Origin of the sequence: Streptococcus pluranimalium (assembly GCF_047785745.1) — a bacterium.
Taxonomy (GTDB): domain Bacteria; phylum Bacillota; class Bacilli; order Lactobacillales; family Streptococcaceae; genus Streptococcus; species Streptococcus pluranimalium_B.
The window spans coordinates 1-1,284 of the sequence record NZ_JBLOJT010000194.1 but is presented as its reverse complement, the minus strand read 5'-3'; the positions used below and the strand labels follow the sequence as shown (position 1 = coordinate 1,284).

At 35.1% G+C, this 1,284-nt stretch carries 2 protein-coding genes; both read left to right on the top strand.

Annotated elements, in window-relative coordinates; genetic code table 11:
- Positions 1–210 precede the first annotated feature (210 nt).
- On the top strand, positions 211–342 hold the full coding sequence (locus tag ACMZ6U_RS10410; protein WP_416108345.1) for a hypothetical protein: 132 nt from the start codon (positions 211–213) through the stop codon (positions 340–342).
- A 13-nt stretch (positions 343–355) separates the two neighbouring features.
- Positions 356–1,057: a lysostaphin resistance A-like protein gene (locus ACMZ6U_RS10405; protein WP_416108344.1), complete on the top strand. Its 702-nt coding sequence runs from the start codon at positions 356–358 to the stop codon at positions 1,055–1,057.
- Positions 1,058–1,284: the final 227 nt, after the last annotated feature.

Below are 1,284 nucleotides of genomic sequence, written 5' to 3'. Positions count from 1 at the left end.
TGCGCAGAGTTGCTCGATTTTCTCTACCAGATCACCTCTCTCCTTAGTCTTCTCACTCTCAGATTTCCAACGGTAGAAGGTTGAGCGTTTGATGAATCGGTTACCGTTTAGGACGTTTCGATGACCGTTTAGGAAATAGATATTTCTAAACTACTATTTTTGTTATATTTAAAATGTGATCACAACTATAAAATAATTAGGAGAAAAAGTATGAAAGAAAAAGTTGAAGTGAAAGATCTAACTATTTCAGAATTGGATCAAGTAGTTGGAGGAATTCAGGTCACTTGGCATGATTATATGATGTTTCCTCGGGATATTTCAGTTAATTCAACACAAAAATAACTTGGTAGCTTTTATGGAAGATATGGTATTTCTAAAGAGTTGGAAGAAAGGGTTGTTTGATAGTCTTATCTTTTTGGGCTTCTTTATCTTTTATGATAGAGGTATTGGTCTAGTCTCTCTGATGGCTTACAATGGGTCATATTATGATGATCATTACTTTTTGCTGCAGACTTTGCTCTTAATCTCCCTAAGTTCCATAATCTTATTTTATTTAAAAAGACGTTATGGTCTTAGGTTATGGCAAGTAAAGCCATTATCTTCTAGAGTTGCTTTTGCTGTAGCCTTGGGATTAATTTGGAATGCCTTAGTGATCTTTATAGAGGGACTCTTACCTTTGTCGGCCAATGGACAAGCATGGGCCAATCTTCTAATTAACAGTACAGGCGTCTATTATGATGAATTGATTCTACTTCATATGCTTATCTTAGGTCCCTTAATCGAGGAGTTACTGTTTAGGGGGTGTCTGATGGCTTTAATGGATAAGTGCCCACTGATAATGACGTTATCTGTTTCAGCCTTACTATTTAGCCTCATGCATACTTATGCTTATCCTTTTAGTCTGATTCATGTAGCTTATTTTTTCCTTAGTGGTCTTGGATTTGCGGTGACATATACCTATTCCAAAACGCTAATAGTCCCTATTATATGTCACATCTTGTTTAATACCTATCTTTCCCTCGATTTTGTAGTAGAAGTTTTGAGAGTATATATGTAGCATATTTTGTAATGTGTGAGTTGACTATTATAAGGCTGGGAAAAGACCAATTGAACAAGCCATTCGATCAGATAGCTGAGCTAGTGGAGCTTTTGATGTCTCGTTAGAAAATAGCGATTTCTACGCCATGATTTTTGTTAACTTTAATCTGGGATCAAAATCATAGGATATAATAAAGACAAACTATAAGGAAAGTCAATAGTTTGTTCTAAATTTTTTTAGAACAG

Excerpts from the sequence above, each read along its gene's own strand:
- ACMZ6U_RS10405 (WP_416108344.1), top strand. The coding sequence starts at position 356 with ATGGAAGATATGGTATTTCTAAAGAGTTGGAAGAAAGGGTTGTTTGAT.
- ACMZ6U_RS10410 (WP_416108345.1), top strand. The coding sequence starts at position 211 with ATGAAAGAAAAAGTTGAAGTGAAAGATCTAACTATTTCAGAATTGGAT.